The following is a 14,275-nucleotide window of genomic DNA, read 5'->3' as shown; positions in this document are numbered from 1 at the left end:
TATATAAAATGAAAGATAAATTAATATTTATCTTTTAATTTATATGAAATAGCTAGAATAATTAAAAACACTAAAGGCGTTAATATTTTAGTAAAACTATCTCCTATACTAAAATGTGAAAAAGACGCAAATATAAAATCAAATGCAAATCCACTATAAGCTACAAGCTTAATTGATTCAAACTTTCTAGGTAATACTAAGGCTATAGCTCCTAATATTTTAAAAATTCCTAATAGTGTAAAGAAATACAAAGGGTATCCCAATTCTTGTGATGCAGAAATTACACCCTGTGTTTGTAAAATATCCACAACACCACTAAATAAACCAACTAAGATAACTATGATTCCTGTTGTTAGTAAATATAAATTTTTTATATTAAATATTTTTGATTTCATTTTTTAACCTTTTCTCAACCTTTATTTTTATAAAAAAAGTATATTATTTTTTTGTTTAGTAAGTATTTATTAATTTAAATTAGCACTTTTGGGCTCATAGTGCTAATTTGTCTTTAAACTTTAGCTTTCTTTTATAAAGTTTTGATAAAATTACATCTATTATATTAAAAAATACAGGAGATTTTTATGGCAAAACATCAATTTCAAACAGAAGTAGGTCAACTTTTACAATTAATGACTCACTCATTATATTCAAACAAAGAAATATTTATTAGAGAATTAGTATCAAATGCAAGTGATGCAATTGATAAATTAAATTACTTAAAATTAACAGATGAAACAATCAAAGCTGCATTACCACAAGATTGGGCTGGTCAAGTAAACATTACTTTCGATGAAGAAGATAAATCATTAACAATTATTGATAATGGTATTGGTATGAATGAAGATGATTTAATCGCTTCAATTGGTACAATCGCAAAATCAGGAACAAAATCATTTGTAGAAGCAATGACAGGTGATGCTAAAAAAGATTCAAACTTAATTGGACAATTTGGTGTTGGTTTTTATTCAGTGTTTATGGTTGCATCACATGTTGATGTAATTTCTAAAAAAGCTGGTGAGGATACTGGTTATAAATGGTCAAGTGATGGTACAGGTGAATTTGAATTAGCACCTTGTATTAAAGAATCATCAGGAACTGTTATTTATATTAAATTAAAAGATGAAGAAGCAGAAGAGTTCGCAAGTAAAGAAAGAATCAAAAATATTGTTGGAAAATATTCTAACCATATTGCATACCCAATTTTTCTATCTTACAAAGAAGAAGTTACTGAAACTTTAAGTGAAGAAGATGAAAAAGCTGGTAAAGAAGCAAAGAAAACTATTGAAGATAGAAATGAAAAAATTAATGAAGCGACAGCTTTATGGATGCAACCAAAGTCTAAGTTAAAAGATGAAGAATATAATGCATTCTATAAATCAATTTCTCATGACTCTACTGATCCAATGGCTACAATTCATACAAAGGCTGAAGGTGTAAATGAATATACAACTCTTTTCTATATTCCAGCAGTTGCACCAATGGATATGTATAGAGCTGATTATGAACCAGGTGTTAAGCTTTATGTTAAAAGAGTATTTATTACAGATTCTGAAAAAGAATTATTACCAACTTACCTTAGATTTGTAAAAGGTATTATAGATTCTGAAGATTTACCATTAAATGTTTCAAGAGAAATTTTACAAGAAAACAGAGTAATGGCAAATATCAAACAAGCTTCTGTTAAAAAAGTTTTAAATGAAATCAAAAAAATGTCAAAAGATGAAGAAAAATATGCTTTATTTATTGAACAATATAATAGAGCATTAAAAGAGGGTGCTTACCAAGACTTTACAAATAAAGAAGCATTATTAGAGCTTATTAGATTTAAGTCTTCAAAAGCAGAAAAAATGACTTCATTAAAAGCTTATAAAGAAGCTGCTGATAGTGAGCAAAAAGCTATTTACTACATCGTTGGTGAAAATGAAAATGTTCTAAGAAACTCTCCATTATTAGAAGCATATAAGAAAAATGATATCGAAGTTCTTATCTTAGATGATAAAGAAATTGATGAAATCATTACTCCTATGTATGGTGCTTACCAAGAATGGGAATTTAAAGATATTACATCTGCTGAAGCTCCAAAAGTTGAACAAACGGAAGAAGAGAAAAAAGAAGTAGAAGAAAAATTTGAAGATATCACTAAAAAGATCAAAGAAATTTTAGGTGAAAGTGTATCTGATGTTAGAGTTACAAATAGATTAAGTGAGTCTCCATCTTGTGTAGTAAAAGACGCAGGTGATGCACAAATGGCTCAAATGGCACAAATGATGAAAGCAATGGGTCAAGCAATGCCAGATACTGCTCCAATTTTAGAAATTAACCCAGATCATGAAATCGTTACAAAATTAAATGGTTTAGCTGATGACTCATTAGTTTCTGATGTTTCATGGGTATTATTAGATCAAGCAAAATTATCTGAAGGTATGGAAATTACTGACGCAGTTGCATTTGCACAAAGATTAAATAGAATTACTGCAAAAGCTTTATAAAAACCTTATATATTAGTAACGTAATATTTACGTTGCTAATATTTCTTTCAAATATCTTTGATTCATATCATTAGTTAAATAAAAATTTTTTGTTAAAATGATCTTTAGAATAAAATAAAAATGAAAGATTAATATGCAAAAAATTATACTTTTGGCATTAACAATTATAATATTAAATGCTAATACAACAACACCTATAAAAAATAATTTGCCAAGAACAGTAGAGCCAAAAGCGCAAGCTAAAGCTGATGCACAACTTAGAATACAAAATAAAAAAATTATAAAAATGGTTGTAGCTGAAATAGGGAAAAATCTTCCTCAAAAAATTGATAACTATACTACTTTTGTATCTATTACTGATGAAAATTTAACTTTAGTTTCTACGTATGAAATTAATACAGGTGAAAAAAGTGATGAAAAAGTAAGAGTTGAAGATCAACCTAGAATGCAAGAGTTTGTTGTCGAAGGAATTTGTAGAAGTTCTAAGCGATTTTTACAAGCAGATATAAATATTACATATGTTTATAAAAACAAAACTACTAAAGTTGAACTTTTTAGGTTTGAAGTAGAAGCAAATAATTGTATAGATTTTTGGAAAGAGTAAGTTTGATTTACTACTTACTTTCCAAAGACTTTAAAGAAATTATAATTGACTCAGAAACTTCATCACTTATCATTTCTTCATATTTTTTAATTTGATTAGGTATATTTTCATTGCAAATATCTAGTGTAATTTGATTAAAAAACAGATTGTCATTTATCATATTCAAAGTGTCTTCAATATCCAACTCTTTATTTTTAACTGCATTAATATTTTCATTTGCAAAATATTGTAAAGCATCCATTGCAGCTTGTTTTTGTAATTCAATTTCAAATATATTATCTATATCTTCATTTAAATCTTTTAACATCTCATAAATAGATCCAAGTGCGTATTCTAATTTTATATTAAAATCTAACTCTTTAGTATTTGTAGTATTTACCAATATTCCAAGTGATACTTGATAATATGTATCATATTTAGCTAAATTATTTATTATTGCTAGTTTGTTAAAGTATTTGTTAATATCCATTTGTCTTCCATTATTTTTTCAAATTATAGCAAATTAGTCTTGTATTAAATTCATAAAGATGTTAAGATACATTTCTTAATATTAAATAAAGGATAAATCTTGGGTTTTATAACTAATAGTTTAAAGTCAATTGTAAAAAGTTTTACAAAACTTTCAAGACCAGTTTTTAATTTTCAAGATAATACTTTAAAGTTTAAAATAAACTCAGATCAATTCTATACGTATACTTTAGAAGATTTTGATACTAAAACTAGGCATGACCCATATACTATCCAAGCATATACATTAAAATCTCAAAACATATTTATTGAATATATACAAACTGACATAGATGTGCAATGGAATGCCCTTCCTAGTTCTTTATATATAGATTTAGTTAAAAAAAAGCTAAACTTAAAATCTATGAAGGTTTTAGAAAAATATGATTTTAATAATTACGAATTTATCACTTTTAAACTTGATGAGCATTATATATTAAATTTTATTTATATTTTTGAAACAAATAAAGATGTATTTATCTTAGATATAAACTCAAAACTATATACAAATTTATTAAAAAACTTTAAAAAAGATTATACTTATACTCATGAAAGAAACGCAGAAGATACTGTAGATTTTAATTTTTCAATCACAAGAGAAAATAATCTTAACAACTATTTCTCTTATGAAGGCTCAGGAAATTAATTTCCAAACACTTGTTTTAAAAGTGATGTAGTTTGAGCAACTGGGTTAGTTCTAATTTGGGCTTCTTTTTGTGCAATCATAGTAAATAAACCATTAATTGCTTTATCTGTTACATAATCATCAATTGATTGATCTGAACTTCCAGGTAAATATGAATCTACACCAAAACTTTTAGCCATATCCATCACACCAGTACTTTCAACCATACCTTTTGCATTTTCTTTATAAAAATTGTTTGCCATATCATAGTAAGATGCTACTTGATTTTCTTTCATTGTTTCTTGAATAATTGGTGCAATCATTTCTTTTAATGAATCTGTTGTATTTGTTTTAAAATATTCTGTTGCAGCATTATTACTTCCTGCTAAAATATTTTTTGCATCATCTACTGACATTTTTTCAATTGCATTTGCAAATATACTTGCAGTTTTTGGTGCGGCTGTTGTTGCTGCTTTATTCATTGAGTTGATTAAATTATCTGCCATTTTATCTCCTCCTGCACTTCTTAAAAGAGTTTCAACTTTTGCTAAATTTTCAGGTAAAGGAATTTTTACTAATGAATTATTTAAATATCCATTATCTTTACTTAAATTCTCTACTGCATATGTAACACCAGTTTTCAAAGCTTGTTTTAAACCACTTGTAACAGTTGAGTTATCCAGATTTGAGTTTACTGTATTTGTACTAGATTTTGAATCTGCTGTTTTCGTTTCATTTGTAACATTATCAATTACATCTTTTGCGATACTTCCTAAGTCAAAGGCATAACTTAGACTCGAAGTTAAAATTAAAGATGCAATAATTGTACTTTTTTTCATTAAATATCCTATTTATATTTTTGTTTTATTTTAACATTATATAATGTAATAATTGTGAAAAGGATAATAAATATAATGATTAATGAAATTTCTGAATATTTACATAGTTTTAAAAATAAAGTTATGGAAGCAGAACAAATATTACAAGAGTGTGAAATAAAAATATCTACATATGCTCAAAAATTAGAAAAACAATCTTTAAAAAAAGAGTTTGAAGAAAACTTTTATACAATTTTAGGATATACATATAGATTAGAAGATAATAAACAAAGACTTTTTTACACTTTTCAAGAAGCTGTTTATGCAATTGATTTAGATAAACTGATGAGAAATAATGACTCTTTAAAATTAAATAGTATTGTTTATATTTTAGTTCTTGATTCAATTATTAAAGAGTATAAAACAAAAATGGTAAATGAAGAAGAAAAACAAAAAGCACTAGACACTTATAAAATAGTTCAAGATAGACAAGCAAAAGAAAATTCAAAATATCATATGTATCAAAACTAGGAGATAAAATGGCAAAATTCACTGAAAAATTAAGTTCTAAAGAGATTGATTTTATAAATGAGCAAAAAATGTTTTTTGTATCAACTGCTCCTAAAAATGGGAAAATAAATATTTCTCCCAAAGGCTTAGATAATACTTTTAAAATTTTAAATGAAGATACCATTTTATGGTTAAACTATTTTGGAAGTGGAAATGAAACAGCAGCACATTTATTAGAAGATAATAGAATGACTATTATGTTTTGCGCTTTACAAGGTGATGCAAATATTTTAAGATTATATTGTGAAGCTAAATGCATTCAAGAAAAAGATGATGATTGGAGTGAATATATAAATCACTTTCCAATTTCAAGAGCAGCTAGACAAGTATTTGAAGTAAAAATAAAAAGTGTAAATAACTCTTGTGGAATGGGTGTTCCTCTATATGATTTTGTTGGACAAAGAGATGAACTAAATGATTTTTATGATAACTCTACAAAAGAAGAACACCTTGCATATATGAGAAGAAAAAACTTAATTAGCTTTGATGGAAAAGATACTAAACTATTTGATTAGTTTTAGTATCTGTTTTTCTATTAATTTTATATCATCTGTTAAAGTCATAATCTCTAAATCTTCTTTTTGAATCATATTATTTGCACATAATGATTTTTCAAAGAATTTAATTAAATATTTCCAGTAATCATAACCAACTAAATATATTTTTAATCTATTTAATTTTCCTGTTTGAACTAGTGTTAATACTTCAAATAATTCGTCTAAAGTACCAAAACCTCCAGGAAATACGACTATTGCTTTTGAATATTTAACTAACATATATTTTCTAGAAAAAAAGTAATTAAAAGTCATACTTCTTGTTGTATAAGGATTTGGAGTTTGTTCTTTTGGAAGAGTTATATTTAAACCAATAGATTCAACATTTTTGATTTTAAAAGCACCTTTATTTGCCGCACCCATTATTCCAGAACCACCACCAGTTATAATATTTATATCATTTTTAGCTAATTTTTTTGAAAGTTTTTGTGCTAATTTTGCATAAATATCCACATCTTTTGTTCTAGCACTCCCAAAAATAGTAACATTGTTTTTTAAATCTTTTAATATCTTTTCTGCATCTTTAAAATCTTTTAGTATTTTTTTATTATCAAGAATTTGATCTTTTTTCATTTTTATTCCTTATTAATATTATTATATAATCAAATTGATAAAACTCACTTATATCTCACTATAATTTATTAAAATATAAAAAAAGGATATTACTCTTGTTTAATGAAAAAAATATTCCAAGGCTTATTATTTTAAGTCCAATTATAACAGTGATACTAATTGCTTTCTTTACTATTTATTTTTTTATCAAAACTCAAAATGATTATTTTAAAGAAGAGAGTATTAGATTTGAGAAACAGTATATCTTAAAACAAAAAAATGTACTACGAAGAGAAGTATTAAGTATTATAAACTATATAAACTTTCAAGACAATCATAATACAAAGCTAAGTAAAGAAGAATTAAAAGATCAAATTCTAAGATATACAGAAAGTATAAGTTATGATAAAAATGGTTATATTTGGGTTCATGATACAGAGTATAATTTAAAAGCACATCCCTATAGACAAAACAGTTTAAACGAGAATGATAAATATTTAAAAGATGCTGTTGGAACATATATGATTAGAAAACAAGTTGATAATGCGTTAAAGAATAAAGAGGGTGCTTTTATTGAATATTATTGGATGAAACCAAATGAAGAAAAACCTTTTAAAAAATTAGGTTTTGTAAAACTTTATGAAAAATATAATTGGGTTATTAGTGCTGGATTATATACTGATGATATTCAAAAAACGATTTTAGAAAATAAAAAACTATTAGAAAAAAGAATTGACAAATATATTAGATTAGTTGTTATTATCTCCTTTTTTGTTGTTTTCTTTATAGGTCTAATTTCTTTTATTATGTCAAAAAAAATTACTGAAGTTATTCAACGTTATCAAGAAAATGTTATTAGAAAAGAACTATTATTAGAAGACTTAAATAAAAACTTAGAAAAGAAAGTTCAAGTAGCAATTGTTGAAGCTCAAAAAAAAGATAGAGCAATGCTTCATCAATCAAGACTTGCAAGAATGGGAACTATGCTTTCTATGATTGCTCATCAGTGGAGACAACCCCTTAGTGAAGTTTCTGGAATTTTAATGGAGTTAGAAACTGCAAATAAATTTAAAAAAGTTGATGATAAGATGATAAATGAAGTAGTTGCTGATTCAAATAAACTTATACAATTTATGTCTTATACAATTGATGACTTTAGGAACTTTTTCAAACCAGATAAAAAGAAAGTTGATTTTTATATTGAAGATTCATGTATGGAAGCAATATCTTTAATTAGTGCATCTATTAAAAATTACAATATAAAGCTTCAATATAATATAAAGATGAATTATGAAATATATGGTTATAAAAGAGAGTTTGCTCAAGTTTTATTAAATTTAATGTCAAATGCAAAAGATATTTTGAATCAAAGAGAAATTAAAAATCCGCAAATAAATTTGGAAGTAGATTTTAAAGATGGCTATGCATTTGTTAGTGTTAAAGATAATGCTGGTGGGGTGGAAGAAGAATATTTAGATTTGATTTTTGAACCATATTTTACTACAAAAAGTAGTGCAAAAGGAACTGGTCTTGGACTTTATATGTCAAAAATGATTATTGAAAAAAATATGGATGGCGAATTAAGTGTAAAAAATGATGAAGACGGTGCAATTTTCACAATAAAAATAAAGGCATAAAATGGAAGATATACTAAATCAATTAAAAAACTATACTGTTCTTTGTGTTGAAGATGAAGATGGAATTAGAAAAAGATTAGTAAATACTTTAAAATACTATTTCTCAGAAGTATATGAAGCTTCTAATGGAGAAGAAGGTTATTATTTATATTACGATAAAAGACCTAACCTTATTATATCTGATATAGAAATGCCAGAAAAAAATGGTATTGAAATGGCTGAAGAAATAAGAAAAGATGATTTAACAACAACAATAATTATGTTGACAGCTTATTCAAATGAAGAATATCTCTTAAATTTAATTAATCTAAATATTAATCACTATATTTTAAAACCTATTGTGTCAGAAAATCTATTAAATGGGATTATTAAAGCTTTAGGAAATAAGTTAGAAAAGAAAATTGTATTTGCAGAAAGACTTTATTTTGATACACAAAAAAGAGAACTTTTTTATAAAGATGAACTTATACCTTTAAGAAAGAGAGAAAAAGAATTTCTATTATTACTTAATGAAAATAAAGATAAAGTCCTAGTATATTCTACTATTGAAGAATATATATGGAAAGATAAAATAATGAGTACAAGTGCATTAAAAACATTTATAAAAGAATTAAGACAAAGATTACCTCTTGATTTAATCATTAATGTTCATCAAGAAGGCTACAAATTAAAAAACTTATAAAGTATTAATAAAAACTCACCTTTAACTCACTTGAAATTCCTACAATAACTTATCTAAAAATTAAGGAATTACAATGTTAAAAAAATGTTTACTTCTAGCGTCTCTTTCAAGTTTAGTATTTGCAGGAAATGTTAAAATGGATTTAAATGCGAGACAAGGTTCAAATAACTTTCATACGCAAGGTGTTGAAAAATTTGCTTCTTTAGTAAAAGATTATACTAAAGGTAGTGTAAATATTACAATACATCCTGGTTCTTCACTTGTAAAAGGGAATCCTTTAAAAGCTGTAAAAGATGGTACTGTTGCAATGGCTGATATGTTTATACCTTTTACAGCAGGAGGAGGTAAAGTATTTGGAATTTCTGCTTTACCTTTTATTGCACAATCTTATGAAGATGCATATAAACTTTATCAAATCTCAAAACCAGCTTATGACAAAGTTGCTAAAAAATGGAATCAAAAACTACTTTATAGTGTAACTTGGCCACCATCAGGATTTTATGGAGATAAAAAACTTGAAGCTTTATCTGATTTAAAAAATTTCAAAACTAGAACTTATGATAAAAACTCTGCAAACTTTGCAAATGGTGCAGGTGGAAATGCTGTTGCCTTACCTTGGGGTGAAGTTTACTCAGCACTTAGAACAGGTATGGTTAATTCTGTAATTACATCTTCATCATCTGGAAAAGATGGTAAATTTTGGGAAGTATTAACAGATTTTACAAAAATTAGTTATGCATATCCTTTACAAGCAGTTACTATTAATCTTGACTACTGGAATTCTTTAGATGCATCTCAAAAAGAAGCAATGTTAAAAGCAGCAAGTGAAATTGAAAAAGAACAATGGGAAGTTGTACGAGTTGAAGATAAAAATGCACTAGATACAATGGCTAAAAATGGTATGAAAATATCAGAAGCTAGTGATGCATTAAAAGCTGAGTTATCTAAAGTTGCAGATAAAATGCTTGAAGAATACTTATCTGATGCTAAATCTGATACTAAAAAAATCTTTGAAGAATATAGAAAGTAAGTTATGAAAGCTTTTTATAATTTTGCAAATAAGCTCTCTTTATGGGGGGCTTATCTTTCATCAGTTCTATTGATCTCTCTAGTATTGTTGATTTTAACTGAGATATTTATCCGATATTTCTTTGATATGTCCACATTAATAGCAGATGAATATAGCGGATATTTATATCTGTCATCAATTTTTTTAGGTTTAGCTTATACTTTTAAAGAAGGTGCGCATATTAGAATTAATATTTTGACTTCAAGAATGAGTAAAAAATCTAATAGATTTATTGATATTTTTGCAGGAATGATTACAATTATTGTTTTGTTTTTTGCATTGTATAGAAGTGTTTTATACACTTTTGATTCGTATGAGATGGAAATGCTTTCTGAAGCTGTATCTGAAACACCGATCTATTTAACACAATTAGTTATGCCTTTAGGTATTTCATTATTTATTTTAAGTGTTATAGTTTTTGTTATACAAGGATTAAAAAATGATATCTGATCCACTAATTTTATCAATCGTTATTGTAATTATAATGTTTACATTTCTATTATCTTCAATTTGGATTGGTGTTTCTTTAATTCTAACGGGAATTATTGCAATGTTAATATTTGAACATAATCTTCCTCCAACTCTTTCAATATTTGATAAAATTGGAGACTTATTAGCTTCATCTATGTATGATTCATTAAATTCATGGTCGCTTGCAGCTTTACCAATTTTTATTCTTATGGGTGAAATATTGTATAAGTCATCAATTTCAACAAGACTTTTAAATGGTTTAACGCCATGGCTTAGTTTTATTCCTGGAAAATTACTTCATGTAAATGTAGTAGCATGTTCTTTATTTGCAGCAATTTCTGGTTCAAGTTCAGCAACGACTGCAACTGTTGGAAAGATTACACTTGATGAGCTTCAAAAAAGAGGTTATTCAAAATCTTTAGCATTAGGTTCTCTTGCAGGAAGTGGTACTTTAGGGTTTTTAATTCCTCCATCACTTATTATGATTATTTATGGAGTATTATCAAATGTATCAATAGGTAAGCTATTTATGGCAGGTTTACTTCCAGGACTTTTACTTGCAACTTTGTACTCTATTTATATAATGATTGCATCAAGGGTTGATAGTAGTGTAGTTCCAGTTGAAGAAAACAAATATACTATTAATGATTATTTATACTCATTAAAAGACTTATTCCCTGTTTTTACTTTGATTATTGTCGTATTAGGTTCAATTTATGGTGGACTAGCAACTCCAACTGAAGCAGCTTCTTTAGGAGTATTAGGTGCAGTTATTCTTGCTACTTATTTTAAAAGTATATCTATTGATATACTAAAAAATGCTTTATTGAATACTATAAAAACTTCTGTGATGATTAGTTTTATTATTGTTGGAGCTGGTTTTTTATCTCATGTTGTAGGTTTCTTAGGAATAGCAAGAGCTATTAGTGAGTTTATTGGAGCTATGGGACTGTCACCATTTATGTTAATTGTAATTATTGGAATAATGTATGTCTTTTTAGGAATGATTTTAGATGGTATTTCAATTGTAGTTATGACACTACCTATTGTATTACCAATTATATTATTTGCAGGATTTGATCCTTTATGGTTTGGTATTTTTTTAGTATTTATGGTTGAGTTATCTCAAATCACACCACCTGTTGGATTCTCCTTGTTTATCATACAAAGTATAAGTGGAGAGAAAATCGAATATATATTAAAAGCAACATTACCGTTCTTTTTACTAATGATAGTTGCTGTTGTTTTAATTACAGTTTTCCCTGAAATTGTACATTTCTTGCCTCAATATATGACGGCAAAATAGAATAAAATATAAAATAAGTAAGGATTAATAATGAGTATAAAATTAAATTGTGATATGGGTGAAAGTTTTGGACTTTACAAAATTGGACTAGATGAAGAAATTATGCCCTATATAAATATGGCAAACTTAGCGTGTGGTTTTCATGCAGGTGATAGTGTTACAATGAATAAATCTGTGCAATTAGCTAAAAAAAATAATGTTGAAATTGGTGCTCATCCTGGGTACCAAGATTTAGTTGGTTTTGGTAGAAGAAGTATTGCTTGTACCCAAGAAGAAATTATATCAATGCTTGTATATCAAGTAGGTGCGCTAGAAGCTTTTTGTAAAATGTATGATACAAAAGTTACATATGTAAAACCTCATGGTGCACTATATCAAGACATGATGAAAGATGATGCTGTATTTATGGCAATTATAAAAGCAATATCATCTTATAATACTAACTTAAAATTAATGATATTATCAAGTCCAAGAAATCATGAATATGCAAAAATGGCAAAAGAATATAATATCGAATTATTATTTGAAGTGTTTGCAGATAGGAACTATAATGACAATGGAAGTCTTGTTTCAAGAGCTTTAGATAATGCTATAATTAAAGATGAAGCAGATGTAATTAGTAGAATTAAAAGTCTAAAAGAAAAAGGTACTCTTCTTAGTATCTCAGGTAAAGAACTATCTTTACAAACGGATGTACTTTGTGTTCATGGAGATACTAATAATGCATTAGAATTCATTCAAATACTTAGAAAGGAAATATCTGCATGATATTTAAAATAGCTTCTGTTGATTCTCTTACAATAAATTTTGGAAATGAAATAAGTAAAGAAATTGCAAGTGATGTTCAAAAAGCTTATTTATCATTAAAAAATTTGAATATTGAAGGAATAATTGAAATTATTCCTTCATATACAACTATATATATTTCATACGATGTTTTTAAATATGACTATTCTTCTTTATGTAAACTACTAGAAAATAATATAGATTTAAATTATGAAGATAATAGTATAAAAAATATTATTAATATTGATGTTTATTATGGAAAAGAAGTAGGTTTAGATTTAGAAGATATGAGTGTAAAGAAAAACCTTTCTATTGAAGAGATTATTCAAATACATACACAAAAAGAGTATGATGTTTATGCTATTGGTTTTGCACCAGGTTTCGGATTTTTAGCAAGTGTTGATGAACGAATTGCACTTCCTAGACTTTCAAGTCCAAGAAAAAGTGTTCCTAAAGGTTCAGTTGCAATTGCAGATAAGCAAACAGCTGTTTATCCTCAAAGTTCACCTGGGGGTTGGAATATTATTGGAAGAACTGCAATGGAACTATTTGATAAAAGTTTAAAAGAATTATCTCCTTTAAGTGTTGGAAGTAAAGTAAAGTTTAATTCAATAAGTAAAGAAGAATTTTTAGCTCAAGGTGGAATATTATGAGTTTAGAAGTAATAAATAACCCAATACTAGCAACCATACAAGATAAAGGACGTTTTTTTTATTCTCATATTGGTGTTTCAAATTCAGGTGTATTAGATGAATATGCTTATTGTTATGCAAATAAAATTCTCTCAAATAATTATGGAACTAATATAATAGAAATATCTTTTTCTAACGTAATCTTTAAAGCAAATGCTTCTACTATTATTGTAGTAACAGGTGCAAAATGTGAATTTTTTATAAATGATATTTTATGTAATTCTTGGCAATCTTATACTATTAAAAATGGTGATATTATTAAAATAGGAAAAATTCTAGAAGGTACTAGAGTTTACTTAGCTGTTAAAGATGGCTTTAATATAAAAAAAGTTTTTGGAAGTAATAGTACAACTATTAAAGAAGGACTTGGAGGGATAAATGCAGATAAACTTAAAAAAGGTGATATTTTAGAGTTTAATCCCACTTTTGAACAGATTACACAAAGATTAAATGATGAATATATTCCTAAGTATACTGATGAATTAGTTTTAAGAGTAATTTTATGTGCTGAAGTTGATACTTTTGAACAAGAAGAAAAAGATAAATTTTTTCAAAATGATTATACTGTAACAAATGATTTTAATAGAATGGCTTGTAAGTTAAATGGAGAAAAAATAAGTAGTAATATTAACGGTATTATTTCTGAAGGAATAGGTTTTGGAACAATTCAAATACCAAGTGATGGTCAACCTATAATATTATTAAAAGAACGACAAACAATTGGTGGTTATCCAAGAATTGGAGCTGTATTTAGTTTAGATTGTTTTAAATTAGCGCAAGCCAAAGCAAATAGTAAAATAAAATTTGAAGAAATTAGTATAAATGAAGCTCAAGAAAAGCTAAAAGATTTTTATAAATATTTTATTGAATAAATTGAATTTATTTTTTATATGGTAAAATGTATTAATAATAA

At 26.3% G+C, this 14,275-nt stretch carries 17 protein-coding genes; 13 read left to right on the top strand and 4 right to left on the bottom strand.

The genetic code is table 11. The annotated features are described in order from the left end of the window. Positions 1 to 20: 20 nt before the first annotated feature. Positions 21 to 395 carry a DoxX family protein gene (locus D3Z07_RS04955; protein ID WP_122893218.1) on the bottom strand — a complete coding sequence of 125 codons (375 nt, stop codon included), beginning with the start codon at positions 393 to 395 and terminating at the stop codon, positions 21 to 23. 186 nt (positions 396 to 581) lie between these two features. Between D3Z07_RS04955 and htpG the strand changes: the two genes are divergently transcribed. After that, complete coding sequence (gene htpG, locus D3Z07_RS04950; RefSeq protein WP_076085403.1) at positions 582 to 2,489, top strand: molecular chaperone HtpG; 1,908 nt, start codon at positions 582 to 584, stop codon at positions 2,487 to 2,489. Positions 2,490 to 2,622: 133 nt separating this feature from the next. Continuing rightward, complete coding sequence (locus tag D3Z07_RS04945; protein WP_076085406.1) at positions 2,623 to 3,093, top strand: hypothetical protein; 471 nt, start codon at positions 2,623 to 2,625, stop codon at positions 3,091 to 3,093. Between the two features lie 10 nt (positions 3,094 to 3,103). On the opposite strand, the gene D3Z07_RS04940 is transcribed toward D3Z07_RS04945, so the two are convergent. Next, the gene (locus D3Z07_RS04940) at positions 3,104 to 3,562 is read right to left on the bottom strand and encodes a hypothetical protein (RefSeq protein ID WP_122893217.1); all 459 of its coding nucleotides are present in this window, start codon (positions 3,560 to 3,562) and stop codon (positions 3,104 to 3,106) included. A 99-nt stretch (positions 3,563 to 3,661) separates the two neighbouring features. On the opposite strand from D3Z07_RS04940, the gene D3Z07_RS04935 reads away from it, so the two are divergent. Next, on the top strand, positions 3,662 to 4,246 hold the full coding sequence (locus tag D3Z07_RS04935; protein WP_083657129.1) for a hypothetical protein: 585 nt from the start codon (positions 3,662 to 3,664) through the stop codon (positions 4,244 to 4,246). Here the strand turns inward: D3Z07_RS04935 and D3Z07_RS04930 are convergent. Beyond that, positions 4,243 to 5,064: a DUF4197 domain-containing protein gene (locus D3Z07_RS04930; RefSeq protein ID WP_122893216.1), complete on the bottom strand. Its 822-nt coding sequence runs from the start codon at positions 5,062 to 5,064 to the stop codon at positions 4,243 to 4,245. The genes D3Z07_RS04935 and D3Z07_RS04930 overlap by 4 nt on opposite strands. A 75-nt stretch (positions 5,065 to 5,139) precedes the next feature. Here D3Z07_RS04930 and D3Z07_RS04925 point away from each other — a divergent pair, with 75 nt between their 5' ends. Together D3Z07_RS04925 and D3Z07_RS04920 are read left to right on the top strand one after the other, a co-directional pair. Next, positions 5,140 to 5,574 carry a hypothetical protein gene (locus tag D3Z07_RS04925; protein ID WP_122893215.1) on the top strand — a complete coding sequence of 145 codons (435 nt, stop codon included), beginning with the start codon at positions 5,140 to 5,142 and terminating at the stop codon, positions 5,572 to 5,574. Positions 5,575 to 5,582: 8 nt separating this feature from the next. Further along, positions 5,583 to 6,128: a pyridoxamine 5'-phosphate oxidase family protein gene (locus tag D3Z07_RS04920; RefSeq protein WP_076085421.1), complete on the top strand. Its 546-nt coding sequence runs from the start codon at positions 5,583 to 5,585 to the stop codon at positions 6,126 to 6,128. On the opposite strand, the gene D3Z07_RS04915 is transcribed toward D3Z07_RS04920, so the two are convergent. Beyond that, complete coding sequence (locus D3Z07_RS04915; RefSeq protein ID WP_122893214.1) at positions 6,117 to 6,740, bottom strand: LOG family protein; 624 nt, start codon at positions 6,738 to 6,740, stop codon at positions 6,117 to 6,119. The genes D3Z07_RS04920 and D3Z07_RS04915 overlap by 12 nt on opposite strands. Before the next feature lie 95 nt (positions 6,741 to 6,835). Between D3Z07_RS04915 and D3Z07_RS04910 the strand changes: the two genes are divergently transcribed. The 8 genes from D3Z07_RS04910 (at position 6,836) to D3Z07_RS04875 (ending at position 14,234) form a co-directional block, all read left to right on the top strand. Further along, positions 6,836 to 8,356, top strand: a complete 1,521-nt coding sequence (locus D3Z07_RS04910) for a cache domain-containing protein (RefSeq protein ID WP_122893213.1) — start codon at positions 6,836 to 6,838, stop codon at positions 8,354 to 8,356. Position 8,357: 1 nt separating this feature from the next. Next, positions 8,358 to 9,038 (top strand): response regulator transcription factor, encoded by a 681-nt coding sequence (locus D3Z07_RS04905; protein WP_122893212.1) that lies wholly within the window; start codon positions 8,358 to 8,360, stop codon positions 9,036 to 9,038. Between the two features lie 73 nt (positions 9,039 to 9,111). Further along, on the top strand, positions 9,112 to 10,068 hold the full coding sequence (locus D3Z07_RS04900) for a TRAP transporter substrate-binding protein (protein WP_076085433.1): 957 nt from the start codon (positions 9,112 to 9,114) through the stop codon (positions 10,066 to 10,068). Between the two features lie 3 nt (positions 10,069 to 10,071). Then, complete coding sequence (locus tag D3Z07_RS04895; RefSeq protein WP_076085435.1) at positions 10,072 to 10,557, top strand: TRAP transporter small permease subunit; 486 nt, start codon at positions 10,072 to 10,074, stop codon at positions 10,555 to 10,557. Continuing rightward, positions 10,547 to 11,884 carry a TRAP transporter large permease gene (locus D3Z07_RS04890; protein WP_076085437.1) on the top strand — a complete coding sequence of 446 codons (1,338 nt, stop codon included), beginning with the start codon at positions 10,547 to 10,549 and terminating at the stop codon, positions 11,882 to 11,884. Before D3Z07_RS04895 ends, D3Z07_RS04890 begins: the two co-directional genes overlap by 11 nt. A gap of 30 nt (positions 11,885 to 11,914) precedes the next feature. After that, complete coding sequence (locus tag D3Z07_RS04885) at positions 11,915 to 12,652, top strand: 5-oxoprolinase subunit PxpA (RefSeq protein ID WP_122893211.1); 738 nt, start codon at positions 11,915 to 11,917, stop codon at positions 12,650 to 12,652. After that, complete coding sequence (gene pxpB / locus D3Z07_RS04880; RefSeq protein WP_122893210.1) at positions 12,649 to 13,323, top strand: 5-oxoprolinase subunit PxpB; 675 nt, start codon at positions 12,649 to 12,651, stop codon at positions 13,321 to 13,323. Before D3Z07_RS04885 ends, pxpB begins: the two co-directional genes overlap by 4 nt. Then, positions 13,320 to 14,234 (top strand): 5-oxoprolinase subunit C family protein, encoded by a 915-nt coding sequence (locus tag D3Z07_RS04875; protein ID WP_122893209.1) that lies wholly within the window; start codon positions 13,320 to 13,322, stop codon positions 14,232 to 14,234. Before pxpB ends, D3Z07_RS04875 begins: the two co-directional genes overlap by 4 nt. Positions 14,235 to 14,275: the final 41 nt, after the last annotated feature.

This window comes from Arcobacter peruensis (assembly GCF_003711085.1).
In the GTDB taxonomy this organism is placed as follows: domain Bacteria; phylum Campylobacterota; class Campylobacteria; order Campylobacterales; family Arcobacteraceae; genus Poseidonibacter; species Poseidonibacter parvus.
Note: the sequence above shows the minus strand (reverse complement) of the source record. Positions and strands in the feature narration are given on the sequence as shown.

Coding starts and splice junctions, on each gene's coding strand:
- D3Z07_RS04915 (WP_122893214.1), bottom strand. CDS start 6,740: ATGAAAAAAGATCAAATTCTTGATAATAAAAAAATACTAAAAGATTTT.
- pxpB (WP_122893210.1), top strand. CDS start 12,649: ATGATATTTAAAATAGCTTCTGTTGATTCTCTTACAATAAATTTTGGA.
- D3Z07_RS04885 (WP_122893211.1), top strand. CDS start 11,915: ATGAGTATAAAATTAAATTGTGATATGGGTGAAAGTTTTGGACTTTAC.
- D3Z07_RS04925 (WP_122893215.1), top strand. CDS start 5,140: ATGATTAATGAAATTTCTGAATATTTACATAGTTTTAAAAATAAAGTT.
- D3Z07_RS04955 (WP_122893218.1), bottom strand. CDS start 395: ATGAAATCAAAAATATTTAATATAAAAAATTTATATTTACTAACAACA.
- D3Z07_RS04905 (WP_122893212.1), top strand. CDS start 8,358: ATGGAAGATATACTAAATCAATTAAAAAACTATACTGTTCTTTGTGTT.
- D3Z07_RS04940 (WP_122893217.1), bottom strand. CDS start 3,562: ATGGATATTAACAAATACTTTAACAAACTAGCAATAATAAATAATTTA.
- D3Z07_RS04920 (WP_076085421.1), top strand. CDS start 5,583: ATGGCAAAATTCACTGAAAAATTAAGTTCTAAAGAGATTGATTTTATA.
- D3Z07_RS04930 (WP_122893216.1), bottom strand. CDS start 5,064: ATGAAAAAAAGTACAATTATTGCATCTTTAATTTTAACTTCGAGTCTA.
- D3Z07_RS04900 (WP_076085433.1), top strand. CDS start 9,112: ATGTTAAAAAAATGTTTACTTCTAGCGTCTCTTTCAAGTTTAGTATTT.
- D3Z07_RS04875 (WP_122893209.1), top strand. CDS start 13,320: ATGAGTTTAGAAGTAATAAATAACCCAATACTAGCAACCATACAAGAT.
- D3Z07_RS04945 (WP_076085406.1), top strand. CDS start 2,623: ATGCAAAAAATTATACTTTTGGCATTAACAATTATAATATTAAATGCT.
- htpG (WP_076085403.1), top strand. CDS start 582: ATGGCAAAACATCAATTTCAAACAGAAGTAGGTCAACTTTTACAATTA.
- D3Z07_RS04895 (WP_076085435.1), top strand. CDS start 10,072: ATGAAAGCTTTTTATAATTTTGCAAATAAGCTCTCTTTATGGGGGGCT.
- D3Z07_RS04890 (WP_076085437.1), top strand. CDS start 10,547: ATGATATCTGATCCACTAATTTTATCAATCGTTATTGTAATTATAATG.